27 protein-coding genes and 2 tRNA genes are annotated in these 26152 nt (G+C 65.8%); 26 read left to right on the forward strand and 3 right to left on the reverse strand.

Going from position 1 to position 26152, the window contains the following annotated elements; all coding sequences use genetic code 11:
* Positions 1-9 precede the first annotated feature (9 nt).
* Together VN706_07825 and hflX are read left to right on the forward strand one after the other, a co-directional pair.
* Positions 10-486 (forward strand): LEA type 2 family protein, encoded by a 477-nt coding sequence (locus VN706_07825; protein HXT15525.1) that lies wholly within the window; start codon positions 10-12, stop codon positions 484-486.
* A 56-nt stretch (positions 487-542) separates the two neighbouring features.
* Positions 543-1823 carry a GTPase HflX gene (gene hflX / locus VN706_07830; GenBank protein ID HXT15526.1) on the forward strand — a complete coding sequence of 427 codons (1281 nt, stop codon included), beginning with the start codon at positions 543-545 and terminating at the stop codon, positions 1821-1823.
* A 199-nt stretch (positions 1824-2022) separates the two neighbouring features.
* Here the strand turns inward: hflX and VN706_07835 are convergent.
* From VN706_07835 to rfaE1, 3 genes are all read right to left on the reverse strand, one after another.
* Positions 2023-2096, reverse strand: a tRNA-Val gene (locus VN706_07835).
* A 19-nt stretch (positions 2097-2115) separates the two neighbouring features.
* Positions 2116-2189 (reverse strand) — tRNA-Ile (locus tag VN706_07840).
* Between the two features lie 47 nt (positions 2190-2236).
* A complete protein-coding gene (gene rfaE1 / locus VN706_07845) occupies positions 2237-3229 on the reverse strand; it encodes a D-glycero-beta-D-manno-heptose-7-phosphate kinase (GenBank protein ID HXT15527.1) in 993 nt (330 codons plus the stop codon).
* Between the two features lie 118 nt (positions 3230-3347).
* Between rfaE1 and VN706_07850 the strand changes: the two genes are divergently transcribed.
* The 24 genes from VN706_07850 to VN706_07965 all read left to right on the forward strand — a co-directional run bounded on the left by VN706_07850 (position 3348) and on the right by VN706_07965 (position 26052).
* Complete coding sequence (locus tag VN706_07850; GenBank protein ID HXT15528.1) at positions 3348-4163, forward strand: ABC transporter permease; 816 nt, start codon at positions 3348-3350, stop codon at positions 4161-4163.
* Positions 4156-5070: an ATP-binding cassette domain-containing protein gene (locus VN706_07855; protein ID HXT15529.1), complete on the forward strand. Its 915-nt coding sequence runs from the start codon at positions 4156-4158 to the stop codon at positions 5068-5070. Before VN706_07850 ends, VN706_07855 begins: the two co-directional genes overlap by 8 nt.
* 70 nt (positions 5071-5140) lie before the next feature.
* On the forward strand, positions 5141-6127 hold the full coding sequence (locus VN706_07860) for an MlaD family protein (GenBank protein ID HXT15530.1): 987 nt from the start codon (positions 5141-5143) through the stop codon (positions 6125-6127).
* Positions 6128-6253: 126 nt separating this feature from the next.
* On the forward strand, positions 6254-7120 hold the full coding sequence (locus VN706_07865; GenBank protein ID HXT15531.1) for a DMT family transporter: 867 nt from the start codon (positions 6254-6256) through the stop codon (positions 7118-7120).
* Positions 7121-7182: 62 nt separating this feature from the next.
* Positions 7183-8172, forward strand: a complete 990-nt coding sequence (locus VN706_07870; protein ID HXT15532.1) for an asparaginase — start codon at positions 7183-7185, stop codon at positions 8170-8172.
* Between the two features lie 43 nt (positions 8173-8215).
* The gene (locus VN706_07875; GenBank protein HXT15533.1) at positions 8216-8851 is read left to right on the forward strand and encodes a carboxymuconolactone decarboxylase family protein; all 636 of its coding nucleotides are present in this window, start codon (positions 8216-8218) and stop codon (positions 8849-8851) included.
* A gap of 4 nt (positions 8852-8855) precedes the next feature.
* Complete coding sequence (gene obgE, locus VN706_07880; protein HXT15534.1) at positions 8856-9875, forward strand: GTPase ObgE; 1020 nt, start codon at positions 8856-8858, stop codon at positions 9873-9875.
* Positions 9841-10689, forward strand: a complete 849-nt coding sequence (dprA, locus tag VN706_07885; GenBank protein HXT15535.1) for a DNA-processing protein DprA — start codon at positions 9841-9843, stop codon at positions 10687-10689. Before obgE ends, dprA begins: the two co-directional genes overlap by 35 nt.
* A gap of 38 nt (positions 10690-10727) precedes the next feature.
* A complete protein-coding gene (gene hemW, locus VN706_07890) occupies positions 10728-11849 on the forward strand; it encodes a radical SAM family heme chaperone HemW (protein ID HXT15536.1) in 1122 nt (373 codons plus the stop codon).
* Between the two features lie 10 nt (positions 11850-11859).
* Complete coding sequence (gene hrcA / locus VN706_07895) at positions 11860-12912, forward strand: heat-inducible transcriptional repressor HrcA (GenBank protein HXT15537.1); 1053 nt, start codon at positions 11860-11862, stop codon at positions 12910-12912.
* Between the two features lie 6 nt (positions 12913-12918).
* Positions 12919-14064, forward strand: coding sequence for a molecular chaperone DnaJ (dnaJ, locus tag VN706_07900; protein HXT15538.1), 1146 nt, complete (start codon positions 12919-12921; stop codon positions 14062-14064).
* Positions 14061-14894, forward strand: coding sequence for a 50S ribosomal protein L11 methyltransferase (locus VN706_07905; GenBank protein HXT15539.1), 834 nt, complete (start codon positions 14061-14063; stop codon positions 14892-14894). The genes dnaJ and VN706_07905 overlap by 4 nt, the downstream gene beginning before the upstream one ends.
* Positions 14867-15631, forward strand: coding sequence for an RsmE family RNA methyltransferase (locus VN706_07910; protein HXT15540.1), 765 nt, complete (start codon positions 14867-14869; stop codon positions 15629-15631). Before VN706_07905 ends, VN706_07910 begins: the two co-directional genes overlap by 28 nt.
* Positions 15632-15634: 3 nt before the next feature.
* Complete coding sequence (locus VN706_07915) at positions 15635-15976, forward strand: histidine triad nucleotide-binding protein (protein HXT15541.1); 342 nt, start codon at positions 15635-15637, stop codon at positions 15974-15976.
* A gap of 109 nt (positions 15977-16085) precedes the next feature.
* Positions 16086-16274 (forward strand): 30S ribosomal protein S21, encoded by a 189-nt coding sequence (gene rpsU, locus VN706_07920; protein ID HXT15542.1) that lies wholly within the window; start codon positions 16086-16088, stop codon positions 16272-16274.
* A gap of 12 nt (positions 16275-16286) precedes the next feature.
* Positions 16287-16727, forward strand: a complete 441-nt coding sequence (locus VN706_07925; protein ID HXT15543.1) for a GatB/YqeY domain-containing protein — start codon at positions 16287-16289, stop codon at positions 16725-16727.
* A gap of 161 nt (positions 16728-16888) precedes the next feature.
* A complete protein-coding gene (locus tag VN706_07930) occupies positions 16889-19282 on the forward strand; it encodes an endonuclease MutS2 (GenBank protein ID HXT15544.1) in 2394 nt (797 codons plus the stop codon).
* Entirely contained in the window at positions 19279-21093 is a 1815-nt protein-coding gene (gene dnaG / locus VN706_07935) for a DNA primase (GenBank protein ID HXT15545.1), read from the forward strand. The genes VN706_07930 and dnaG overlap by 4 nt, the downstream gene beginning before the upstream one ends.
* A 48-nt stretch (positions 21094-21141) precedes the next feature.
* Entirely contained in the window at positions 21142-21846 is a 705-nt protein-coding gene (locus VN706_07940; GenBank protein HXT15546.1) for a hypothetical protein, read from the forward strand.
* A gap of 38 nt (positions 21847-21884) precedes the next feature.
* Complete coding sequence (recJ, locus tag VN706_07945; GenBank protein HXT15547.1) at positions 21885-23606, forward strand: single-stranded-DNA-specific exonuclease RecJ; 1722 nt, start codon at positions 21885-21887, stop codon at positions 23604-23606.
* A gap of 15 nt (positions 23607-23621) precedes the next feature.
* A complete protein-coding gene (gene rsmD, locus VN706_07950) occupies positions 23622-24137 on the forward strand; it encodes a 16S rRNA (guanine(966)-N(2))-methyltransferase RsmD (GenBank protein HXT15548.1) in 516 nt (171 codons plus the stop codon).
* Positions 24138-24169: 32 nt separating this feature from the next.
* Complete coding sequence (coaD, locus tag VN706_07955) at positions 24170-24652, forward strand: pantetheine-phosphate adenylyltransferase (GenBank protein HXT15549.1); 483 nt, start codon at positions 24170-24172, stop codon at positions 24650-24652.
* Entirely contained in the window at positions 24649-25686 is a 1038-nt protein-coding gene (pta, locus tag VN706_07960; protein ID HXT15550.1) for a phosphate acetyltransferase, read from the forward strand. Before coaD ends, pta begins: the two co-directional genes overlap by 4 nt.
* Before the next feature lie 33 nt (positions 25687-25719).
* Positions 25720-26052, forward strand: coding sequence for an STAS domain-containing protein (locus VN706_07965; GenBank protein ID HXT15551.1), 333 nt, complete (start codon positions 25720-25722; stop codon positions 26050-26052).
* Positions 26053-26152 lie beyond the last annotated feature (100 nt).

The raw sequence follows: 26152 nt of genomic DNA on the forward strand, positions 1-26152 counted from the left end.
GAGGAGGCAATGAGAAAAATTGCGTTGTTCGTGGCAGGCTCGGCGTTGGCGCTCGTCGGCGGCTGTTCGGCGCTCGGCCGCGCGGCATTTCAGAATCCGATCGTCAATTTGCACAGCGTGGCGGTGCGCGGTCTGGGACTCACCGGCGGTTCCCTGGACGTGCAGCTCTCGGTGTATAATCCCAACGGCTTCCGGCTCGATGCCACGCATTTGAACTACCGCGTGAATCTCGCGGGCGACAGCGTGACCGTCGCGAACGGAGCGCTCGATACGCGCGCGACGGTGCAGAGCAAGGATTCGACGATCGTCACGATTCCGGTGAACTTCACGTACGCGGGCATCGGCGCGGCGGGACGCGCGCTGTTGAACACGGGCGCGGTGAATTATCACGTGCTCGGCGACGTGACGGTCGGGTCGGGGCTGGGTAACTTCACGGTGCCGTATTCGACGACGGGTCGTTTTACCGCGACCGGCGTGGCGCGGTAATCGGTCGCGACGCTCGTTCGGAATGACACCATGAGGATTCTCACATAAGCCGCGATTTGATAGCTGTCACGCCGCCGGTCGAGAAGGCGTTGCTGGTCGGCGCGCCGCTCAAACGTCCGGGCGCGCGCCGCGCCGTCGGCGAACATCTGCGCGAGCTCGAGGAGCTGGCCGACACCGCGGGCGCCGTCGTCGTCGGCGAGTTGACGCAGCAGATCGACCGCCCCGATCCGCGCACCTATCTCGGCTCGGGCAAGCTCGACGAGCTCCGCGAGCGTGTGAACGAACTGCAGGCGACGCTCGTCATCTTCGACGACGAGTTGAGCCCCAGCCAGGGCAAGAACATCGAAGATGCGCTCGGCAAGCGCGTGATGGATCGCGCCGAGCTGATTCTGGACATCTTCGCGACGCGGGCGCGGACCGCGGAGGCGAAGATGCAAGTGGAGCTCGCGCAGCTCGAGTACATGCTGCCGCGCCTCACGCGCATGTGGACCCACCTCGAGAAATTCCGCGGTGGCATCGGCATGCGCGGACCCGGTGAAACCCAGCTCGAGACGGACCGCCGCCTGATCAACCATCGCATCAAGATTCTGCGCGAGCGGCTCGCCGACGTGCAGCGCGGCCGCGCGATTCAACGCCAGTCGCGGCAGAACGAATTCAAGGCCTCGCTCGTCGGGTACACCAACGCGGGCAAGTCGTCGATTCTCCGCGCGCTCTCCGGACAGGACGTGTTCGTCGAGGACCGGCTGTTCGCGACACTCGATCCATTGACGCGCGACGTCGATCTCGGCGATCGCGCCCACGTGCTGGTCACGGACACGGTCGGCTTCATTCGGAAGCTGCCGCACGATCTCGTCGCGTCGTTCCGAGCGACGCTCGAGGAAACGCGCGAAGCCGACTTGCTGCTGCACGTCATCGACGCGAGCTCGGCGACGTGGGAGGAGCAGCGCGTGGTCGTCGATCAGGTGCTCGACGAGCTCGAGGTGAACAGCACGCAAAAACTACTCGTGTTCAACAAGATCGATCTGCTGCAGCATGACGATCTTTTGGCGCTGCAGGAGCGGATCGGCACACTCGTGCCGAAGTCGGTGTTCGTGTCGACGGTGACGGAGGGCGGGCTCGATCCCCTGCGTCGCGCACTCGCGACGTCGATCCGCGCGCGGCGCCCGCTAACGACCATTCGCATGTCGCCGGCGGACGGAAAGATGTTGGCCGAGATTCACCGGGACGGCGAAGTCCTGGATCAGCGGATGGACGGCGATCGGCTGCTGGTCGAGGCGCGGGTCGACGACGCGTTGGCTGGCCGCCTGCGTCGAGCCGGGGCCGAGGTGTCATCCTGAGCGAAGGCGCGTAGCGCTCCGCCTCTTGTCATTGTCATCCCGAGCGAAGGCGCGTAGCGCTCCGCCTCTTGTCATTGTCATCCCGAGCGAAGGCGCGTAGCGCCGAAGTCGAGGGACCCCCGTCCCGACGGAGGAGCACTAGAACGCGCTCCGCTGAGACAGGGGTCCTTCGCTTCGCTCAGGATGACACAAGTGCAAATGGGAACGCACGGACTCGAACCGTGGACCTCTGCTGTGTGAAAGCAGCGCTCTAACCAGCTGAGCTACGCTCCCGAGGTCTGAAAATCTAACGTGGTCCCGGCAGGACTTGAACCTGCGATCGTCGAATTATGAGTTCGCTGCTTTAACCAACTAAGCTACGGGACCGAACCGGCAGCAAACGGCGAACGGCGTGAAGTGTAGCGCACGACCATTCAGCTCGCCATGAACGCGTCGTACGCGTCGAGCACCTCTTCGGGCGACACCGTCGCGGCGCCGAGCTTTCCGACTTCCACCCCGGCCGCGAAGTTCGCGATGATCGCCGCTTCCGTCGCCGAGCCGCCGGCGGCGAGCATGAGCGCCAGATACGCCGTCACCGTATCGCCGGCGCCGACCACGTCATACACCTCGCGCGCGACGGTCGGCACATTCTTGATCTGACCACCCGCCGAAATGAGCGCCATGCCGCGCTCGCCCAGGGTGAGCAGCAGGTGCTCGACGCCCAACCGACTGAACGTCGCCGGCAGGGCCTCGGGATGTTCCAGATCAACGTCGGCGCCGAGTGCGGCTTCGAGCTCGCGGCGGTTGGGCTTGAAGATGGTCGCGCCGCGATAGAGAAAAAAATTTCGGTACTTGGGATCGACGACGATCGGAATGCGTTTTTCTCGCGCAGCCTGCATCGACGCCTCGATGACGCGTGGCACGAGCACGCCCTTGTTGTAGTCCTCGAGCACCAGCGCATCGGACGACGCCACAGCTCGTCGAACCGCGTCGAGCAGCCGCTCGACCTCGTCGCCATCGAGATCCGTGTCCTCCTCCTCGTCCACGCGCACCACCTGCTGCGACCGCGCGACGATGCGCGTTTTCGTGGTGGTCGGTCGATCCACCGTGACGAGCGACGACGTGCTCGCGGCAACCTCCCCGAGCATGGTGCAGAGTTGCCTGCCGCCGGCGTCGTCGCCGATCGCGGCGACGAGGTCGCACTCGGAACCGACCGCCCGAACGTTCTGCGCCACGTTGCCGGCGCCGCCCAGCGCGTATCGGCGGTCGCGGACGCGGACCACCGGCACCGGCGCTTCGGGCGAGATCCGCTCGACGTCGCCACGGAGGTACACGTCGAGCATCACGTCGCCGACGACGGCGACCCGGCGTTCCGCGGCCGCGGTCAGAAGCGCGGTGAGCCGGTCGCGGGAGAGGGAACGGGGCATGGCGGCACAACCTAGCGGCCCGCGATCCGAGGTCAACCGAATGGTTGTCTCCGGCACAGGGCTTGCCCCCTACGGACTCGACCGTCGCTCGACCCCCGACCGAACCACCCCCACCCCTTTGCCCGCATTCCTCACACGGCTGAATGACGCCGCGAAGTCGAAAGTCCTGACCCTTCAGGAGTACTTCGTCCTCGCCGGCAAGTCCCTGCGCTTCATCTTCGCGCGCCCGTTCTACGGGCAGGACACCATTCAGCAGATGGACGAGATCGGCGTCAAGTCGCTGGGCATCGTCCTGCTGACGGGCCTCTTCACCGGCATGGTGTTGGCCCTTCAGTCCTCTGTACAGCTCAAGACATTCGGCGCGACGATGTACATCGGCAATCTCGTCTCCGCGTCGATGATCCGCGAGCTGGGTCCCGTGTTGGCCGGCCTCATGGTCGCCGGGCGCGTCGGCTCGGGCATCGCCGCGCAACTCGGCTCCATGCGGGTGACCGAGCAGATCGACGCGCTCAACACGCTTGGCACCGATCCGATCAAGAAGCTCGTCACGCCGCGCGTGCTGGCGGCGCTCATCATGCTGCCCGTGCTCACGATCATCAACGACTTCGTCGGCATCATCGGCGGCAACATCATCGCTTCGTTCGTGATCGGGTTGCCGACCACTCAGTACTGGCGCACGGTGTGGGATCAGATCGCGAACGACGGCTTCACGCTCCGCTACATCCCCAACGATTTCGTGCAGGGCTTGTCCAAGCCGTTCGTCTTCGGCGGGCTGATCGCCATCACCGCATGCTACTTCGGGCTCGGCACCACCGGCGGTACGGAAGGCGTTGGCCACAGCACCACACGCACGGTCGTGACGACGAGCATTCTCATTCTCATCGTCGACTATTTCATCACGCAGATCCTGCTGTCGGTGCTGTCGTATGGCTGAGCGGCGCGACTCGGACCGGCGTCAGTCCGGCGATCGGCCCTCCGCGGTTCGGAAGGCAATTCGCACCGAGCTCGAGACTGACGAGCGTGAGGAGCGGGAAGAACGCGAGGAGCGCGAGGAGCGCAACGACCCTACAGGGGCGAATGACCGCGCCGCGAAGTCACAGAAGTCAGATCGCGCGATTGTCGAACTGGATCACGTCTCGCTCGCCTTCGACGTTCCGGTGCTCGAGGACGTCTCGCTCGCCGCGTGCGAGGGTGACACGATTTGCATCGTCGGCGAATCGGGCACGGGTAAATCGACCGCGCTCAAGTTGATTCTCCGCCTGCTCGTCCCCGATAAGGGCCGAGTGCTCATCGACGGCGACGATATCACGCCACTCACGTTCGAGGAAGCCCTCGAGCGACGCCAAAAGATGGGCATGGTGTTTCAGGGCGCGGCGCTCTTCGACTCGATGTCGGTGTTCGAGAACGTCGCCTACCCGTTGCGCGAGCACACAAAATTGAGCGACGATGAGATCGAGGCGCGCGTGCGCGAGAAGCTCGAGTTCGTCGATCTCGACGCCGATCGCGTCATGGAGCAATTCCCGTCCGAGTTATCAGGGGGAATGCGCAAACGCGTCGGCATCGCGCGCGGGATGGCGAACAATCCCGAAATCATGTTGTACGACGAGCCGACGTCCGGCCTGGACCCGCTGACCACCGGCACGATCACCCGCCTCATCCTGAAGTTACAGCGCGAGCTGGGCGTCACGAGCATCGTCGTCTCGCACGATATCCGCTCCGTATTCCGCATGGCGAGCAAGGTCGCGCTGTTGCATGACCGGCACATTACGTTCTTCGGAACGCCGGAGGAGATGACGGCGAGCGAGGATCGATACATTCAAGACTTCCTGGGCGGATCCTAGGCATGAACTATTCATCGCTCCTCCCTTCGGCGCTTCGCACCTCCGGTCGGAATGCCCGGGGGAAGATCTCGTGAAACGCTCCTCGTTCATCACGTGGGATCAGCTCAAGGTGGGCGCCGTCATTCTCGTCGCCCTCGCTGTGCTCACGGTCGCGATCTACAAGCTCGGGCAAGCCGCGAATCTGTTCGCGAAGCGGTACGAGCTCGTTGCGTATTTGCCGAACGCCAACGGATTGCGTACCGGCGGCACGGTCTTCGTCGCCGGACAGTTCGCCGGCACGATCAAGTCGATCACGTTCCTGCCCGTCGACAACGACACGACGCGCAACCTGAAAGTGACGATGGCCATCGACCAGGCGCTCGAGCCGCAGGTGCGCGCCGATTCGAAGGCCAAGGTGCGGACCCTCGGCTTGCTCGGCGACAAGGTCATCGACATCTCCACGGGCACGCCGCGCTACAGTGCGCTCAAGCCCGGCGATACGATTCCGGTCGCGCCGTCGCTCGACTACGAAGCGGTGCTCACGCAGGCGGCCGGCGCCGTCAGCGACATGGTCGACCTCACGCACGATCTGCGGGAGATCACGGGCGGCATCGTGCAAGGAAAGGGAACGATCGGCCAGCTCATGACCAATCGCGCGCTGTACGACCAGTTCCTGGGCACGATGGGCCGGGCGAACAGCATGCTGAACCGATTCGAGAATCCGAACGGCACGTTCGCGAAGCTGCTCGACGATCCGACGCTCTACAACCGCTTCGTGTCGGTGATCACGTCGGCCGACTCGCTCGTGATTGCGCTCAATGACAAGAACGGAACGGTGGGCCATCTGCTGCGCGACGATTCGATTTATGTGCATCTCGTGAACATGGCGCGCGCCGGCGACTCGTTGTCGAAGATGATCGCCGATCCCAATGGCAACATCGGGAAGCTGCTCACCGATCAGACGTTGTACGACCGCGTCAACAAGCTGACGACGGACGTGCAGGCGATCCTGGACGACGTGCGGAAAAATCCGCAGAAGTACATGCGCGGCGCGATCTGCGTGTTGTGCCGGAAATGAGTAATGTGTAGAGGGTGAGTCCCTCGTTCATCGTTCCTCGGCTCGGCTTCGCACCTCCGTTCGGAATTCCGCATCCGACGCTTCGTCCTCGTTCTCGCGCTCGCCGGCATCTCGTTCGGCGGGCCACTGGTTCGGTTGTCACACGCGCATCCGCTCGCCATCGCGATCTGGCGAATCGGATTCTCGCTCGTCATCATCGCCATCGCGCTCTCCGCCACCGGATCCTGGCGGCAGTGGCGCCGGCTCGACACCAGGAGCCTGGCGATCGCACTCGGCGCGGGGACGATGCTCGCCGTGCATTTCTGGTCGTGGAATGCGTCCGTGAGCATGACGACGGTCGCGGCGTCGGTCGTGCTGGTGAACATGCAACCGGTGATCGTCGCGATTCTCTCGGTCACGCTGCTCCGCGAACCACCGACGCGCATGCAGTGGACGGGCATCGCTATCGGGATGATCGGCGCGGCGGTCGTCGCGTCACCCGCATTCGGATCGTCGCTCGCGCCAGCTGATCGTCGCGCGCTTGTCGGCGACGTCCTCGCGCTCGTCGGCGCGGTGAGCGGTGCATGCTACTTCGTCGCGGGCCGGCGGCTGCGCGCGACGCTCGACCTCTGGCCCTACGTCGGTCTGGTGTACGGTGCCGCGTTCGTGATGTTGATCGTGTTCGCGCTCGTCGCGCGGGCGCCGGTCATCTCGCAGCCGCCGCGCGAGCTGTCCATTTTCGCCGCGCTCGCGATCGGCCCAATGCTGCTTGGCCATACGGGATTCAACTGGGCGCTCAAGTTCATGCCCGCCTATGTCGTGAATCTCACACTGCTCGGTGAACCGGTGGGTGCAACCATCCTCGCCGCGATCTTGCCGGGCATTCGCGAGCTCCCCGGCATGGCGACGCTCATCGGCGGCGCATTGATCTTCGCGGGCATCTTCACCGCGGCGCGCGCGACGCCCGTGACCGCTTCGCTGGGGGCTACCCAACAGCGGCAACTGTCCGATTAGTTTACGAAAGTCGTCACTGCCGTCGACGACTTCCTCGTGCAGCGCGGGACAGGCACCACCACATGAGAAGCCTTGAAGTCGACGTTGTCGCCACACGCGGCTCACAGATCGAGTCGCGGCATCGCGTTCATGCCGCGGTCGTCGGCGACGGGGACCGCCTCATCGCCTCGGCGCACGACACGTCAATCGTGAGCTCGTGGCGCTCATGCGCCAAGCCGTTTCAAATCATGCCGCTCATCGAGGCCGGCGGTTTCGACGAGCTTCGTTGGGGCGACGACCAACTCGCGCTCGCCTGCGCGTCGCACGGCGGTGAACCTGAGCACGTGGCCCTCGCGCAAGAGATGCTGAACGACATCGGTCTCGAAGAAGGCGATCTCGCCTGCGGGCCGCACGACCCGCTTTCCTCGCGCGGCATCAAGTTGCTGCGCGAATCCGGCGCGCGCCTCACGCGCCTGCACAACAACTGCTCCGGGAAGCACGCCGCAATGTTGGCGCGCGCGCAAACCGCGGGCTGGCATACCTATGGTTACGAGCGCCGCGATCATCCGGTGCAGCGCTGCTGTCTTCAGGCGGTTGCCGCGTGGTCCGGCTTGCCCGAGTCCGACGTCGGTCAAGCCGTCGACGGCTGCGGTGTCGTCGCCTTCGCGCTCCCACTCGAGCACATGGCGCGCGCTTGGTCGCGTCTGGCGCGCGCGGTGCGCGCCCAGGAAGAGGTTCCGACGCGCGTGGTGCACGCCATCAGCACGCGTCCGTTCCTCATCGGCGGCACGGATCGATTCGACACGGTGCTGATCGAGGAGAGTGAGGGCCGAGTGGTGGCGAAGATCGGCGCTGAGGGAGTGCATTCGGTGGCCGTGCCCGATCTGGGGATCGGCTTCGCCGTGAAAGTCGACGACGGCGCGCAACGGGCGCAGTTTCCCGCGGTGTTGCGCATCCTGCAGCTCTTCGACGTTCTGCCGAACACCCTGCCGCCGCGGCTCGAGGAGTTTCTCCGCCGGCCGCTGCGCAACACGCGCGGCGAAGTCGTCGGCGAAGTGCGCCTCGCCTCGTGAGCCACACCCTCTGAGCTCTTTCGATCCGCCGCGCCGGGATACGATGACGCGGAATTCTTCGCCGGGTGAAACGTTGCGCGTGTTCGACGACGCGACTCGCGCGCTCGTTCGACTATCGGCCATCGTCACGGCGGGACCCGATGATCAGATTCGCGATGCCCTTGCTCGTGCCGCCGGCGTGGTTCCGCGCGTGCACGTCGAAGAGCTGCTCTTGCAAACGTATTTGTTCGCCGGTTTTCCGCGCGCGCTCAACGCCATGCGGGAATGGCGGAAATGGAATCCTGAGCCCGAGACGTCTGCCGGCGAGTCGATCGATGCCGATGCATGGCAACGCGACGGTGAAGCGACCTGTCACGCCGTGTACGGCGCGATGTACGACCGGCTGCGCCAGAACATTCGACACCTGCATCCACGGCTGGATGAGTGGATGATCACCGAAGGCTACGGCAAAGTATTGTCGCGCCCCGGGCTCGACTTACCGCGGCGCGAGCTCTGCATCGTGGCGGCGTGCGCCGCCGCGCATCAGGACCGGCAGCTGCATTCACATTTGCACGGCGCCCTCAACGTCGGCGTGCAGCCAGAAATCATCGACGACGCCATCGTGGCACTCGCCGACCTTTTGGGATCCGAGCACGCCCGCGCAGTGCAACTGTTGTGGGCGCGCGTCCGAGGCAAATGAGCGCATGTTCATCGATCGTGTAGTGGTCAACGTCAAGGCGGGCGACGGGGGCTCGGGCATCGTCTCGTTTCGCCGCGAGAAGTTCGTGCCCATGGGTGGCCCGGACGGCGGCGAGGGTGGCCGCGGCGGCGACGTCATCGTCGTCGGCGACAGCAATTTGTCGACGCTGCTCGACTACACGTACCGCGACACGTGGACGGCGCCCGCCGGCGACCATGGATCGGGCAACAACAAGACGGGCCGCTCGGGCATCGACGTGGTGCTGCCGGTGCCGATCGGAACGATCATTAGAGATCTCCAAACATCCGAATTGATTGGAGAGGTGCTCGACGACGGCCAGCGCATCGTGGTCGCGAAGGGTGGCCGCGGCGGAAAGGGCAATTCGTTCTTCGTCACGGCGACGCATCAGTCGCCGCGCGAATACCAGCCCGGCGAAGACGGCGAAACGCGCACGCTCGAGATGGAGCTCAAGCTCATCGCCGACGTCGGTCTCGTCGGACAGCCGAACGCCGGCAAGTCGACGCTCCTCTCGGTGATCTCCGCCGCGCGGCCGAAGATCGGCGACTACCCGTTCACCACGCTCAGCCCCAACCTTGGCGTCGTCCAGCTTTCGGACAATCGCACGTTCGTCGTCGCCGACATTCCGGGCATCATCGAAGGCGCGCACGAAGGGCGCGGACTGGGGCTGCAATTCCTGCGGCACATCGAACGCACACGATTGCTGGCGTTTCTCATCCCCGTGGACGCCATGGATTGGCAGGTCGAATACGATCAGCTGCGTCGAGAGATCGAGTCGTACTCCGAGGAGCTCGCGCAGAAGCCGCACTGCGTGGTCTTCACGAAGATGGACCTCCTGGGCGACGATGAACCACCCCCGATCGAAGCGCCCGACGCGTTCGGCATCTACGCCATCAGCGCCGCGGGCCGGACCGGACTCGAGCCGCTGCTCGCCGCGTGGTGGTCACGCCTTCTCGACATGAAGAAAGCCAGTGTCCGTCGCGACGATCCCGCGCCACTCCCCTGAGTATCCCGAACGTCTGCGCGAGCTCGAAGACGCTCCGCAGCTGGTCTGGGCGATCGGCGATCTCGCGACACTGCGCGATCCGGTCGTCGCGGTCGTCGGGACGCGCCGGGCCACGAGCTACGGCCTGCGCGTCACACACGATCTGGTAGCGGCGCTCGTGCGCGGTGGTGCATGCGTCGTGAGCGGGATGGCTCTGGGCATCGACGGCGCGGCTCACCGCGCCGCGCTCGAAGCCGGCGGCCGCACCGTTGCCGTCCTTGGTAACGGCGTCGACGTGGCATATCCGCGCGCGCACCGCGGACTGTATCAGGAAATCGCGGAGCGAGGACTGCTCCTCTCGGAGATGCCGCCGGGCGCGCCGTCGATGAAGCACCATTTCGTGAAACGGAATCGGTTGATCGCCGCGCTCGCGCGCCTGACGATCGTGGTCGAAGCGCCGTTCAAGAGCGGCGCGCTCAAGACCGCGGACTTTGCCGAGGCGCTGGGCCGCACGGTTGCGGTGGTGCCGGGACCGATCGATTCACCACAGAGCGCAGGGTCGAATCATTACCTGCGCGAAGGCGCGCAGGTCATTGCATCGATCGATGACGCGCTCACGCTCGCGGGGTTGTCGCCACAAAAGCGGGGCACGATCGACGTCGACAGCGCGACCGAACGTCAGGTGTGGGATGCACTCGCGGCCGGCGCCGCATCATTGGACGAGCTGTGTGCACGCTCGGCGCTGCCGGTGGCGGAGTGTCTGAGCGCGATCACGGGGCTGGAGCTGCGCGGAGTCGTCGAGTGTGCGTTGACGGGTGAGATTCGCCGCCGGTAGAGGGGCGGGCGGTGTCGGCGCCCCGCCATATTAGAAAGGTGCCCCCTCGACACGCCTACGTTCACGTACCGTTTTGCGCCCGCCGCTGTTCGTACTGCGACTTCGCGATTGCGGTCCGCCGCAACGTGCCCGTCGACGAGTATCTGACCGCGCTGAAGGCGGAGCTCGATCTCCGCTACCACGATGCGGGGCCGTGGATCGTGGACTCCCTCTACTTCGGCGGCGGCACTCCCTCTCGTCTGGGCGGCGCTGGTGTCGCGCGCATGCTCGAGCTGCTCCGCGGCCGCATCGATCTCGCACCGGCCGCCGAGGTGACGCTCGAGGCGAATCCGGACGATATCGATCGCGAGACGGTCGCGCTGTGGCGCGGCGCCGGCATCAACCGGCTCAGCATCGGCTCACAGTCGTTCGACGACAGCGCCTTGTCGTGGATGCACCGCACCCACGACGCGGCCGCGATCGATCGCGCGGTGGACGCCGCGCGCGCGGCCGGCATCGATGACCTCTCGCTCGACTTGATCTTTGCGCTCCCCGAACGCACGGAACGTTCGTGGGAGCGCGACATCGAACATGCGCTCGCGCTCGAGCCGTCGCACCTGTCCCTCTATGGCCTCACCATCGAATCGCATACGCCGCTCGGGCGCTGGCATAGCCGCGGCGACGTCGTGGAATCTCCCGAAGAACGATATGAATCCGAATTCCTGTTCGCGCATGACGCGCTCGCCGCGGCGGGATTCGAGCATTATGAAGTCTCTAATTTCGGTCTGCCCGGCCGTCACGCGCGACACAACGCCGCGTATTGGACTGGCAGCCCGTATGCGGGCCTCGGACCGTCGGCGCATGAATTCGACGGCGGCAGGCGTCGCTGGAACACGCGCGCGTACGCGGATTGGGTGCACCGTCTGAACGACCGCCAGGACCCGCTCGAGGAATCGGAGCAGCTCACCGAGGCCAATCGCGTGGCGGAGTCGGTGTATCTTGGCCTAAGGACCACGTCCGGCCTGAACGTTTCGGGCCCGGAACTCGCGCACGTGAGGCCGTGGATCGACGCGGGATGGGCGCGCATCGTGGATGGCGAGCGCATCGTGCTCACACCCCTGGGTTGGCTTCGTCTCGACAGCCTCGCTGCCGACTTGACACACGTCCGAAGTCGTTACTAGCTTTGAAGTTATGGAATCCGAGGAGCTCAGCCGACGAGAGCGCCGCGTACTTGAAGCGGTAATACGCAGCTACGTCGAAACCGCCGAGCCCGCCGGGTCGCGGACGTTGTCGCGGCGCTTCGGGCTCGGGGTGTCGCCCGCGACCATCCGCAACACGATGAGTGATCTGGAAGAGAAAGGATTCCTCTTCCATCCCCATACCTCCGCCGGGCGCGTTCCCACGAACAAGGCGTATCGCGCCTATGTCGACTCGCTTCTGGGCCTTCCGCCGATTCGCCCGTCCGAAACAGATCGAATCACAGAGCAGCTTACCGGCGGCAACGGCGGCTCGCCCATCGAAATCATTCTGCGCCGCGCCGCGCAAACACTCGGCGTGCTCACGCACGAACTTGGCGTCGCGCTTGGACCACGGCTCGATCGTTCCGTCCTTCGCCGCCTGGAGCTCGTGCGCGTGAGCACCGAGCGATTGCTCATGGTGCTGTCGCTCGAGGGCGGCGTGGTGCGCACCGTGTTCGTCGAAGTCTCGGGCGAGATCGCCGACAGTGCGCTCAGCGCCGTCACCGCGGTGCTCAACGAGCGCCTGGCCGGCCTCACGCTCGGCGAGATTCGCTCGTCGCTCGGCTCGCGTCTGCGCGACGCCGGTGGCGACGCAAGCTCGGCGGAGCTGCTCAACATCTTCGTTCAGGAAGGCGGACAGTTGTTCGACGCGGCAATGCCACTGGCCGAACCGCAACACGTCGTGCTCGGCGCCGCCTCCGTGCTCGCCGAGCAGCCGGAGTTCGCCGGAGCCGATCGCATGCGCCGTCTGCTCGCGTTGACTGAGACCCCGCAGGAACTTGGCGAAGCGATTCGCAAGCGCGGCCAGGCGCCCGGCATCTCGATCACCATCGGCGCCGAGCACGACGATCCGCGCCTCGAGGACTTCACGGTCGTCACGGCCGAGTATCATGTGGGTTCGCTCGCCGGCGTGATTGGCGTGATCGGGCCGACGCGTATGCCCTACGAAAAAGTCATCGCACTCGTGAGTCATACCTCGCGATTGCTCAGCGATCTGCTGGAGTAAGGACGCATGGCCGACTATTACGCGGTACTCGAGGTCGAGCGCGGCGCGTCCGACGACGACGTCAAGAAGGCCTATCGCAGGCTCGCGATGAAGTACCATCCGGACCGGAACAACGGCGCGAAGGAAGCCGAAGAGCGGTTCAAGGAAATCACCGAGGCGTACGACGTGCTGCGCGATCCACAGAAGCGCGCCGCGTACGATCGTTACGGAGAGGCGGGATTGCGCGGCGGCGGCGCGGGTGGGTTCCACCACGTGGATCTCTCCGAAGCGCTCGGCATTTTCATGCGCGACTTCGGCGGCTTCGGTGGCCTGGACGACCTGTTCGGCCGGCAGGCCGGTGGCGGCGGCGGGAACGGTCCGCGCTCCGGCCCGGACGTCAAAGTCACGATTCCATTGACGCTCGCCGAAGTGGCGACCGGCGCCGATAAGAAAATCGTCATTAAACTTCTCGATCCCTGCGACAAGTGCGAGGGAACGGGCGCCGAGCCGGGATCCAAGTCCGAGGTTTGTCGCACGTGCGCCGGCCACGGCGAAGTACGCCGAGCGCAACGCTCGTTCTTCGGGCAGTTCGTAACCGTGGCGCCGTGTCCAACGTGCCGTGGCGAAGGGCGCATCGTGCAGACGCCGTGCAAGAAGTGTCGCGGCGAGGGACGCATGCGCGTCGACCGCGAGGTCACGGTGCAGATTCCGGCGGGCGTCGCGACGGGCCAGTACATGACGCTGCGCGGCGTGGGCAACGCGGGCACGCGCGGCGGTCCGCGCGGCGACATTCACGTGTTGTTCGAGGTGGCGGACGATCCGCGCTTCGAGCGCGACGGCGAGGATCTCTATACCGAGATGCTCGTGACGTACCCGCAGCTGGTGCTGGGCGCGGAGCTCAGCGCGCCCACCGTCGCGGGACACACGATGCTTACCGTACCCGCCGGCACGCAAAGCGGTCACGTGTTCCACTTGCGCGGGCGCGGATTGCCGCGAGTGAACGCGAACGGCACCGGCGACCTGCACGTTCGCGTGCAGCTCTGGACGCCCGATCGCATCACGGACGAAGAAAAACACCTTCTCGCGCGACTCAACGAACTGCAGCCCGGCGTGCCGGTCGACGGCCGCGGCAAGGGCTTCTGGGCGAAGATGAAAGAAGCCCTCGGCGCGTGACCGGCGATGCCGGGTGGGTAACCGTTCGCGTTGCTCCCGGCGCGCGTCGCGACGATGTGATGGCGGCGTTGTTCCATGCGGGCGCGCAAGGCATTCAAGAGCTGGGTGACGCGCTCATCACGCACGTACCCGACCAGGAAACGGCCAACGGCCTCGCTTGCGCCGCGCTCGCGGTGAGCGACGACGTCCGCGTCGACACCGAGCCGCTGCCCGACGTGGATTGGTCCGAGCAGTGGAAGAAGAGCATTCGCGCGCAGGAGCTCGGCGCGCTCACAGTGGTGCCGCCGTGGCTTGCCGACGGGCGCGACTTGGCGCGCACCATCGTGATCGAACCCGCGATGGCGTTCGGGACCGGCGAGCACGCCACGACGCGCGGCGTCATTCGCCTGATGCAAAAGCTCATACGCGGCGGCGAGCACGTCGCCGATCTCGGAGCGGGCAGCGCGGTGCTGGCGATCGCCGCGGTCAAACTTGGTGCGGCGCACGCGGCCGCGATCGAGATCGATCCGGACGCGATCGGCAATGCGGAAGAAAATGTGGAGCGCAACGGCGTGCGCGATCGCGTGCGCGTGATCGAGGGCAATGCCGCGACATTGCTTCCACTCGTCGCGCCGGTGGATCTCGTGCTCGCGAACATCATCTCGTCGGTGCTCACCGAGCTCCTGCCGGTGATCTCGCTGGCGCTCCGTGATGACGGTCACGCCATTCTGAGCGGCATTCTCCTGGCGGAACGTGAGGAGATGCAGCGCGTGCTCGGGGACGGCGGTTGGCGCATCGTCGACGAGGATTCCGAGGACGCCTGGTGGAGCGCGATGATCGCGCGCCGGTAGCGACCTTCTACGCGGACGGCGCGCTCGACGAAGGCACGACCGTCGAGCTGCCGGACAGCGTCGCGCATCACGCGCGCGTCAAGCGATTGCAGCCAGGTGATCCCGTTCGCCTCACGAACGGCGCCGGCACGCTCGCCGACGCCACGCTCGATACGATCGCGAAATCGAGCTGCATAGCGACGATCGCGCGAACGGAGGCAGTGTCCCCGCCGCGCTCCATCCATCTCCGCGTCCCCATCGCCGATCGCGAGCGCATGTTGTGGCTGGCCGAGAAGACGACGGAGCTTGGGCTTTCGAGCTGGCAGGCCGTGCGGTGGACTCGATCGATGAGCGTGTCTCCACGCGGCGAGGGCGATGCGTTTCGCGCCAAGTTGCGCGCTCGCATGATCTCGGCGCTCGAGCAGTCGGGCGGGGCATGGCTGCCGAAACTGCTCGACGACACCGAGCCCAATGCGATCGATCTGCCGTCCGATGCGTTGCCGCTGGTACTCGACGTGAACGGCGGCGGTATCGCCGGACTGGGTGCGCTGTTGGCGATGACGGTCGCGTTCGGCCCGGAGGGTGGGTTCACGCCCGAGGAGCTGGCCGGCTTGCGCAACAACGGGTGGCGGCCGACGGCGCTCGCGGCGACGACGCTGCGGTTCGAGACGGCGGGCATCGCCGCCGTCGCCTGCCTGCGCGCAAAATCGTTAGCCTCGGCTAATGGTTTGAAGGACCAAATAGTTAGAGAGGACTAACGAATGGCCGACGACTGTCTCTTCTGCCGCATCGTACGCCACGAGATCCCCGCGAAGCTCGTTCGGGAGGATGCGGACTGCATCGCGTTTCGCGACATCAACCCGCAGGCGCCGGTGCACGTGCTGGTGGTGCCGCGCGAGCATGTCGCGTCGCTCAACGACGCGAAGGACGCGGCGATGATCGGCCGTCTGTCGCTCATTGCGGCCGAGATCGCCAGGGCGGAAGGGATCGCCGAGTCGGGCTACCGGACCGTGATCAACACCAATGGAGCGGCCGGCCAGACGGTGTTCCACATCCATCTGCACCTTTTGGGCGGCCGGGACATGGGTTGGCCGCCCGGGTAACGCCCATACGCCCATACGCCCGTTGACAACCGTCGCCTTCGCCAGGTAAGTTACACGGCTATCCATACTTAACAGGCGTCGACCAACGCCACGAAGGGGGGAATCGAGTTTGTCGGAAGTCATCATCCACGACGATGAGAACTTTGAGCGCGCGCTCAAGCGGTTCAAGAAGAAGTGCGAGAAGGCTGGGATCCTGTCCGATCTCCGCAAGCACCGCCACTATGAAAAGCCGAGCGAGCGCCGGAAGCGGAAAATGAATGCCGCCATCCGGAAGAATCGTCGCAGCCGTCACGGCTAGGCTGTAACGGCAATGGCTCCACTGCTCGACCAGCTGCAGTCCGACCTGAACACCGCGCGTAAAGCGCAGCAGAAGGGTCAGGTGTTGCTCCTGGGCACGATCATCGCCGACGTGCGCAATCGCGAGATCGAGCTGAAGCGCCCGCTCGCCGACGACGACGTCGTCGACGTGCTGCGCAAAGGCATCAAGAAGCGTCGCGAATCGATCGAGATGTACGACAAGGGTGGCCGGGCCGATCTCGCGGCCACCGAGCGCACGGAAGTCGAGGCGCTCGGCAAGTATCTCCCGGCTGAAGTGAGCGCCGACGAGATTCGCGCCGCGGTCGTCGCCGCCATCAAGGGCGGCGCCACGAACGTAGGTGCCGTCATGGGCAAAGTGATGGGCCAGTTCAAGGGCCGCGCGGAAGGCGGAACGATCAACGCGATCGTCCGCGAGGAGCTGGCGAAGCAGTAAGCCCTGTCATCCTGAGGGAGCATAGCGACCGAAGGACTCCTGTGCGTCGCGGAGAGCGCTCCGTAGCGACAGGGGTCCTTCGCTTCGTTCAGGATGACAGATTGGCCGCAGCGAACGGAGGTCCCTTCGCGCTTCGCGCTCAGGATGACAGCTTTACAGTGATGAACGCGCACGCCCTCTCCATCCTCGAGCTGCCCAAGGTCCTCGATGTCGTCGCCGGGTTTGCGACGTCGGACCCGGGTGCCGCGCGCGTACGCGAATTGTCGCCGAGCGTCGACCGCGACTGGCTCGATCGCGAACACGCGCGCGTCGCCGCGATGCGCTCCGCCATTCAGGGCGACGAGCCATGGCATCCCGACCCAACCCCTGATCTGAGCGGACCGCTCGGCCGCTTGCGCGTCGAAGGCAGCATGTGGACCGGGCAGGAGCTGATCGCCGGCGCTACGCTGCTGCGTTCCTCCCGGCGCACCCAGCTTGCCCTGCGCGATGCCAGGCGCGCGGCGATCGTGCGCGCGGTGCTCGCGCCGCTCATCGACGCGCTCGTTGCATTCCCGACGCTCGAGGAGCGCATCGAACGGACTGTGCAGGAGGACGGAACCGTCAAGGACGACGCGTCGCCTGCGCTGCGGCGCATTCGCAACGAGCTGCGCTCCATGCAAGGCGAGCTCGTTCGCATTCTCGAGCGTGAGATGTCGCGGCTCGAGCCACACCATCGCGTCGCGGACATGTCCGTCACCATGCGCAACGGGCGATTCGTCATTCCCGTGCGCCGCGGCGGGCACACGGTCGTCGGCGGCATCGTGCACGACACCTCGGCGTCGGGCGGTACGCTGTTCGTCGAGCCACCGGCCGCGGTGCAGTTCGGCAATCGCATGCGCGAGCTCGAGGCGGACGAGTTCGAGGAAGTCGAGCGTATCCTGCGCGCGCTCACCGACGAGTTGCGTCCGCGGCGCACCGAGATCATCGCGGCGCTCGATGCGCTCGTGGAGCTCGATTCGCTCTTCGCGCGCGCGCGGTTTGGTCACACCTACGCCTGCGCGCCGGCGACGCTCGTGCGCGCGAGCGAGGGTTTCGAGATTCATAATGGGCGGCATCCGCTCTTGCTCGCGCAGGGCGCGGACGTCGTCCCGTTCGATCTGGCGATGTCGCCGGGCGAGCGAACGCTGCTCGTCTCCGGCCCGAACACCGGTGGCAAGACGGTGCTGCTCAAAGCGCTCGGCCTCATCTCGGCGCTCGCGCAGTCGGGCATTCCAGCTCCCGTCGGCCCCGAGAGTCGCATTCCGATGTTCGACAATGCCTTCGCGGACGTCGGCGACGAACAGTCGATCGAAGCGAGCCTCTCGACGTTCAGCGCGCATCTCAAGAATCTCGCGGAGATTCTTCGCCTCGCGACCGCCGACTCTCTGGTGCTGATCGACGAGCTGGGGTCCGGTACGGATCCCGTCGAAGGAGCGGCGCTCGGCTGGGCGATTCTCGAGGACCTGACGTCGCGCGGGACGATGACGGTCGCCACGACGCATTTGGGAACACTCAAGGAGCTCGCCGGCCGAGTCGACGGCGTCGTGAACGCGTCACTCCAGTTCGACGCCGTGGCGCTCGCGCCGACGTATCGATTGATCAAAGGCATTCCAGGGCGATCGTACGGCATTTCGATCGCGCGGCGGTTGAACCTGCCCGCCCAGGTCGTCACGCGCGCCGAAGAACGATTGCCCCAGCACGAACGTGACGTGGCGGCGCTCATCGAGCAATTGGAGAAGCGCGACGAAGAGTTGAAGCGTCGCGAGTCGGAGACGGCGAAGATTCTCGACGATGCGCGCACACGCATTGCCGAGGTATCGAAGCGCGAACGCACCGTGCGCGAGCGCGAACGCGTCGCCGAAAAGTCCGCGCGCCAGGACGCGCGACGTTATCTGCTCGACGCGCGCGCCGAGATCGACAAGACGATCAAGTCGCTCAAGGCGGCGAGCGCCGAGGCGGTGGAAGAAGCCGGTCGCGAGGCACGCCGCCGCGCCGAAGAACTGGCTGCGCAGCAAAGCGCTCAGCTCGACCGTCTCGAGCGCGAGGAAGCGAACGTCGCTCGCCGACAGCAAGCGCCCATCGCCCAACGCCCAACGCCCGTCTCTATCGGCGACACCGTCGAAGTCGGCACTCTCGATGGAAAAATTGGTCGCGTGCTCGAGCTGCGCGATGACGACGCCATCGTGGCGATGGGTGCGATCAAGCTCACCGTGCCGCGGAAATCGCTCACGCGCAGCGACCAGTCGCCTCAAGAGCTGGTGAACGTCTGGACAGGCGACATTCCCGAGGTGCACGTTCCCACCGAGATCGACTTGCGCGGGCTGCGGCCTGACGAAGCAGAAGGGGTTGTGCTTCAGGCGCTCGATGCCGCGGTGAGCGCGGATCTCAAGAGCCTCCGAATCATTCACGGCAAGGGAACCGGTGTGTTGCGCGATCGCGTCGCCGAAATGTTGCGCAAGGACACGCGAGTGCGCGAGTTCCGGCTCGGCGCGTGGAACGAAGGCGGCGCGGGCGTCACGCTCGCGATGTTCGCGTGATTCCTGACGACGTCGTCGATCGCGTTCGTGACGAGTCGGACATCGTCTCGATCATCGGCGAATTCGTGAAGCTCAAGCGCGTCGGCACCAGCTTTCGCGGACCGTGTCCGTTTCATCACGGAAAGAATCCCAACTTCGCCGTGACCGATCGCGGATACCACTGCTTCAAGTGCGGCGAGTCGGGCGACGTGTTCACGTTCGTGCAGAAGCATCTCGGGCTCGACTTCGTCGAATCGGTGAAATGGGTCGGCGCGCGGTCCGGCGTCGAGGTGCACGAGGTCGCGCGTCGTACCGAAGAACGCGACCGGCGCGAGCCGCTCTGGGAAGTCAACGCGTCGGCGGCGGATTTCTTTCGGACACAGCTCTGGGAATCGCCTGCGGCGAAGCACGCGCGCGACTATCTCGCGTCGCGCGGACTCTCGCGCGACGAGGCCGATCGATTCGGACTCGGCTATGCGCCGCGCGACCCAAACGCGATGCGTGAGGCGCTCGCCGCGTTGGGCTTTGACGACGACCGACAGATCGCCGCCGGTGTGCTCAGGGCAAGCGAAGATCGCCCCGAGCCGCGCGCGCGCTTTCGCGATCGGCTCATGTTCCCCATTTACGACATCCAGAGTCACGTGGTGGGATTCGGCGGCCGCGTGCTCGGCGAGGGCGAGCCCAAGTATCTCAACTCGGCCGAGTCGGACGTCTTCGCCAAACGCAACTTGTTGTATGGTCTGAACTGGGCGAAACAGGCGATTCGGAAGGCAGATCGGCTGATCATCGTCGAAGGGTACTTCGACGCGATTCGCCTCATGCTCGCGGGCATCACCGAGGCGGTGGCGCCGCTCGGCACCGCACTGACGGAACAACAAGCGGCGCTCGTGCGGAAATACACGACGAATGTCTTCCTGCTGTACGACAGCGATCAGGCCGGACTGAAAGCGACGTTTCGCTCGGGCGATGTGCTATTGGCGGCGGGCGTGAATGCGCGGGTCATCACGCTGCCCGAAGGCGAGGACCCCGACACGTACGTCGCGAAGTCCGGCGCCGAGGGATTCGAGAAAGCCGCCGCCGCATCCGTCGACGTCTTCGACCGGAAGATCCAACTCCTCGAGCGCGGCGGTTGGTTCGCTGATCTCCGGCGGAAGCGCGCCGCGCTGGACAAGCTGCTGCCGACCATTCGCATCACGAGCGATCAACTGCTGCGCGACCTGTACATCGCCCGGACGTCCGAAGTCGCGGGCATCGCTCGCGAGGCGCTGGTGCGCGAGCTCGCGACCGCGCCGCGGGAACGGCGAACGCCGATCGAAACCGGCGGACCGCCGCCCGACGAAGGGACCGAGGTCTCCGTCCGTCGCCAGGACCGCCGTGTCGATCATAGGGCCGTTGCCGTTCGCGCCGAGCGTGAGCTGGTGCGAATGCTGCTGCATCAGCGGCGGTTCGTGGAGACCGCGGCCGAACGAATCGGCGCGGACGCGTTTGCCGATTCGGCATATCAGGCGATCTTCAAGGAGCTGACGACGGACGATCCGGACAAAGGGGTCGACGAGATCGCCGCGGGGCTCGACGACGACGCGACCGAGGTGTTGCAGGAGTTGATGGACGAGCATGGCGGAATCGACCTCGCCGAGGGCGTCATCGGCGATAGTATCAACTCGCTGCTCGCGCGGGAGATCGACGCGCGGTTGTCCGAGCTCGACCGACTGCTGCCCCTGGCGCCGGAAGCGGAAAAGGATGCGCTGATCGCCGAGAAGCAGCGTCTCGCCGCCGAGATGCACGCGCTGGGCAAGCCGCGCTGGAAGGGCTTCACTCGCAGTCGTCAATAATCTCGTAGATTAGTAGATACCGTTTTCGCTCAGCCCGGAGATTTTCACGTGCATTCAGACGTCGTCGCACTGCTGGCCGTCCAGGAAGACGATCTCACCATTCACGATCTCGAGACGAAGCTGGCCGCGTTGCGACCTCGCCTCGATGCACTGGCGAAGGAGCGCGACAAGGCGCTGGCCGGACTGCAACAGGCCAAGCAGACGGCGGATTCGGAAGAGAAGCGGCGCGCCGACGTCGCGACGCGCGTGGCGCAGCACAAGGCGCTGCACGAGAAGCATCAGCAGGCGCTGAACAACATCACGTCGATGCGCGAAGCGACCGCCGCGACCGCCCAGCTCGAGCAGGCGAAGCGCATGATCGACGAAGACGAGCGCGAGCTAGCCTCGATCGGGCAGCGATTGCAGGAAGCCCACCGCATCGTCGACGAACGACAGCAGCAGGCGGACGAGCTGGAACGCGCGCAGGCCCAGGCGCAGGCGACGCTCTCGACCGAGCAGGAGGAGATCGAGAATCAGCTCACCGCCGCGCGCCGCGTGCGACAGGGTAAAGTCGAGAAGGTCCCGCGCAGCTTGTTGTCACAGTACGAGCGGATTCGTTCGCGCAAGCGCGTCCATGCGGTGTATCCGCTCAACGGACAGTCGTGCGGAAACTGTGACACCGTCATTCCGCTGCAGCGCCGCGCCGCGATGACGGGCAGCTCGCGCACCGAAGTGTGTGAGGAATGCGGAGTGATGTTGTACGCAACGGAATGATGGTTGTTGGTGCTGTTGACGGCCGATAGCTTTCGCGCGTGACTCTCTCCGCGGTTCGCGCCCGTCCTCGCGCGCGCTGGTTGCTCCCCGAAGAACCCGACGCCACAGTCGTCGCGCGGTTGCAGGACGAGCTCAAGCTGCCTGCGCCGATCTGCCGGCTGCTTGCGGCTCGTGGCTACGGCGCGCCGGACGACGCGAAGGCGTATCTGCGTCCGCGGCTCGACCAGCTGCACGACCCGCGCTGCCTGATGGATCTCGATCGCGCGTGCGAGCGCCTGGTGCGCGCGCTGCGCGAAAACGAGACGATTCTCGTGCACGGCGACTACGACGTGGACGGCATCTGCTCCACCACGTTGATGGTGCGCACGCTCACGACACTCGGCGGCAATGCGGTGCCGTTCATTCCGCGGCGGCTGGAAGACGGCTACGACCTCACGAGTGCGGGGGTGCGTGCGGCGCGCGAGTGTGGCGCGAAGCTCGTCGTGACGTGCGACTGCGGCACGAGCGCGCATGCGCCGATCGCCGAGCTGCAGGCGTCGGGCATCGATGTGATCGTGACGGATCACCATTTGCCGGGCGGCCCGTTACCGCCGGCGTTCGCGGTGCTCAACCCCAAGCGGCCGGGATGTCCCTCGCCGGACAAGGATCTGGCCGCGGTGGGCGTGGCGTTCAAGCTCGCGCTCGCGCTGACACGCGCGGTAGGTGGAAATGAAAACGCGGTGTACGCGATGCTCGATCTGGTCGCGCTCGCGACGATCGCCGACGTGGCGCCGCTGCGCGGCGAAAATCGCGTGTTCGTGCGCTATGGTCTGAAGCTCCTCAACGATCCGCAGCGCCCCGGCATTCGCGCCATGATTCGCGCCGCGGGATTGGAAGGGAAGTCGCTGACGGCGGGACGTGTCGGATTTATTCTCGCTCCGCGACTAAATGCGGCGGGCCGTCTGGGCAGCGCGCTGCGCGGCGTGCACCTCATGCTCGCGAGCTCGGATCACGAAGCGAATCCCATCGCGCGCGAGCTCGAGGAGCTCAACGCGCGCCGGCAGGAGATCGATCGGGCGACGCTCGATCGCGCGTGCTCGCTGGTGCAGGAGCTCGATCTCTCGTCCACGTTCGGCATCGTCTTGGCCGAGCAAGGGTGGCATGCCGGGGTGATCGGGATTGTCGCGTCGCGCATCGTCGAAGAGTTTGGCCGGCCGGCGGTGCTCATCGCGCTCGAGGGTGCGGAAGGCAAGGGCTCCGGCCGATCGATCAGCGCGTTCGATCTGCACGCCGGGCTGTCGGAGTGTCGCGATCTGTTCGTGCGATTCGGCGGGCACCGATCGGCGGCGGGCGTGACGATCGCGGCCGATCGGGTTGCGGATTTCGCGAAGCGGTTCAACGACGTGGCGAGCTCGCGCCTCACGGAAGAGGATCTCGTGCCGGAACTGCGCGTCGATCTCGAGATGCCGTTCGGCGACGCGACCGATGAGCTGGAGTCGTTGCTGCGGCACATCGAACCGTGCGGCATGGGCAATCCGTCGCCGCTGCTCGTGTCGCGCGGCGTGACGGTCGCTGCACCGCCGCGCGTCGTCGGCAAGGACGGACTCAAGGTGCTCCTGCATGCCGATGGCCGTGAGCTCGTCGCGCTCGGGTGGGGGATGGCGCCGCGCGCGAAGGAGCTCGACGTCGGACTGTCAATCGACGTCGCGTATCGTCTCGAGCGCGACGAGTATCAGGGCGAGTCGCGCGTGCAGGCTCGCCTCGCCGATTTTCGCTCCTGAGACTCGGAGCGCCACATGCGGATCGTCGCGGGAAAGTGGCGTGGCCGGCGCATCGACGCGCCGTCGGACGATCGCGTGCGCCCGACGGGCGACCGCGTGCGGGAAGCGTGGATGAGCATCGTGAACCCCTGGCTCGCCGGGGCGCGCGTGCTCGATTTGTTCGCGGGCTCGGGCGCGCTCGGGCTCGAGGCCTTGTCGCGGGGCGCCGAGGTTGTCGACTTCGTCGACGTCTCACCGAAGAGCATCGCCGCCGTTCGCGCCAATGCGCAAGCGCTGGGAGCCGGCCCCGAGGCGGTCGTTCATCGGGGCGATGCGCTGGCCTTCGTCGAGAAGCTCGCCGCGCGCGCGTACGACGTGGCGTTCGCTGATCCGCCGTACGACCTCGGTCTCGCGACGCAGCTCGCGGAGCGGTGGCTCGCGGTACCGTTCGCCGACATCTTCGGTGTGGAGCACCGCGTGAACGAGCATTTGCCCGGTGACGGCGAGCGGCGCAAGTATGGTGGAACGGTGATTACTTTCTTTCGAGCCTGACCGCCCAACCCCACCGCCCAACGCCCACCGCAATGCGCGTCGCCATCTACGCCGGCAGCTTCGATCCCATCACCCGCGGCCATGAAGATCTCATGCGCCGGAGTCTCGAGTTCGTAGACCGGCTCATCGTCGCCGTCGCGACGAATTCCTCGAAGCAGCCGTTGTTCACGATCGAGGAGCGCGTCGGCCTCATTCGCGAAGCCATGGGCGATGACGAGCGCGTCGAAGTGTCGAGCTTCGGCGGACTGTTGGTCGACTATGCGCGCGAGCGCGGCGCCAATCTGATCATTCGTGGACTGCGCGCCGTGAGCGATTTCGAATACGAGTATCAGATGGCGCTCATGAACCGCCACCTGTCGCCGCGGCTCGAGACGGTGTTCATGGTACCGTCATTGGACACGACGTACATCAGCGCGAGCATGGTGCGCGAGGTCGCACGCTTCGGTGGCGATGTGAGCAGTCTGGTGCATCCCGCGGTCGCGCGAGCGCTGCAGGCGAAGTCCACCGCGCGGTGAGCGCGAACTTCATCGACGCCATCCAGGCGCGCGCGGCGGCGACGCGGCGCCGGATTGCGTTTCCGGAATCGGCTGACGAGCGAACTCGGGCCGCGGTGGCGGAACTGTCGCGGCGGCGGATCGTCGAGCCGGTGGTGATTCTCGATCCCGCGGCGCCTGAATCACACGCGGCCGTCCGCGCACTCGGTGTCGATGTTCGCGATCCGGCAAGCGATCCCTTCACCGCAACCGCGGCCGATCGACTGCTTTCGGCACGCCGCGGCAAAGGCCTCACAAAAGAGGAGGCAGGCAGGCTTCTCCACACACCGCTGTTCTTCGCCGACGCGCTCGTTGCCGAAGGGCAGGTCGACGGATGCGTCGCGGGCGCGGTGCATACCACCGGCGACGTCTTGCGCGCCGCACTGTGGATGGTTGGTCTCGCCCCGGGCATTCGAACGGTATCCAGCTCCTTCTACATGGTCGTTGCGCCGTTTCGAGGCGATCGGGCAGAGGTGCTGACATTCACCGACTGCGGCGTCGTCCGGTATCCCACGGCCACGCAGCTCGCGGACATCGCCATGGCCGCAGCCGCGGACCGGCGACGGATCGTCGGCGACGAGCCGTTGGTGGCCTTTCTATCGTTCAGCACGCGCGGCAGCGCGGAGGGTGAGTCGGTCGACATGGTCCGCCAGGCAGTGGCGGAGGTCCGGGAGCGTGCGCCTCACCTCGCTGTGGACGGAGAATTGCAAGGAGATGCAGCGCTCGCCAGTGTCGTGGCCGCTCGGAAAGCTCCGGGCGGCTCTGTCGCGGGACGGGCAAACGTGCTCGTGTTCCCGTCGCTGGATGCCGGAAACATCGCGTACAAGCTGGTGCAGCGGTTGGGTGGTGCGAGTGCGATCGGGCCGATCGTGCAGGGATTAGGGCGGCCGTGCAACGATCTCTCGCGCGGTGCCGTGATGGACGACATTATCAATGTGGCTGCCATTACCGCGCTTCAGGCGTCGACGATCGTCGAGGGCCCGAGCGCGGCGGTGGCGCGGAACGAGTCCCGCTGAGAACGACTTGAGGAACTACTTGGAGAGTACGACATGAGCTTCTCGATCAAGAAGGAGGGCGAGATCGTCGTCGTGGATGTGGAGGGCCAACTCATCGTGGGGAACCGGCAGGAACTGAAGCAAAAGGTTCTCGATGAATTGGAGCGTGGCGAGAAGAAATTTCTCATCGACTTCTCGCAGACCGGCTACATCGACAGCTCGGGACTCGGTGTGCTCGTCTCGCTCTCCAAGAAGATCCGCGAACAGGGCGGTGAGCTGCGGCTCGCCAACCTCAACGACGACCTCAAGACCCTGTTCGAGCTGACCAAGCTCGATACGCTGTTCCAGATCGCCGATACGCGCGAGCGTGCGCTGCAAAGCTTCTGAGCACTCAAAGATCACCCGCGCGACGCACCTGCACTCCCGTCGCCGCATGACGTCGTGGCTCGCGAGTCGTTCTTCAGGAACGATTCGCGAGCCACGAATC

It is taken from the genome of Gemmatimonadaceae bacterium, assembly GCA_035606695.1.
Lineage (GTDB): Bacteria > Gemmatimonadota > Gemmatimonadetes > Gemmatimonadales > Gemmatimonadaceae > JAQBQB01.